Annotated in this window: 1 protein-coding gene; it reads right to left on the reverse strand. The window is 71.7% G+C overall.

Going from position 1 to position 538, the window contains the following annotated elements:
• Window positions 1–35 precede the first annotated feature (35 nt).
• Window positions 36–538, reverse strand: a 503-nt coding sequence (locus HG800_RS26815; RefSeq protein ID WP_169981480.1) for a tyrosine-type recombinase/integrase, incomplete at its 5' end; no start/stop codon positions are given.

Below are 538 nucleotides of genomic sequence, written 5' to 3' on the forward strand. Positions count from 1 at the left end.
TACGCCGACACATCAAAGGGGGTGGGGGGCGAGGTTCAGCCGATGAGCAGGTCGATGGGGCTGCGGACGCCGAGGGGGCCGGACTGGAGGACGTGGGTGTAGATCATGGTGGTGCGGACGTCCTGGTGGCCGAGGAGTTCCTGGACGGTGCGGATGTCGGAGCCGGATTCGAGCAGGTGGGTGGCGAAGCTGTGGCGGAAGGTGTGGCAGGTGGCGGGCTTGGCGATGCCGGCGGCGCGGACGGCGTCCTTGACGGCGCGTTGCAGGGCTCGCTCGTCGAGGTGGTGGCGGCGGACGACCCCGGAGCGGGGGTCGACGGCGCGCCGGGAGGCGGGAAAGAGGTACTGCCAGCCGGGCTCTCGGTCGGCGGACGGGTATTTGCGGGCCAGCGCGTCGGGCAGGTAGACACAGCCGTAGCCCTCGGCCAGGTCGACAGCGTGGACGGCGCGGGCCTCGTCGATCTGCCGGGCGATCGGGTCGCGCAGGGCCTCGGGCAGCAGGGTGACGCGGTCCTTGCGTCCTTTGCCGTCGCGGACGA

Source organism: Tautonia rosea (assembly GCF_012958305.1).
Lineage (GTDB): Bacteria > Planctomycetota > Planctomycetia > Isosphaerales > Isosphaeraceae > Tautonia > Tautonia rosea.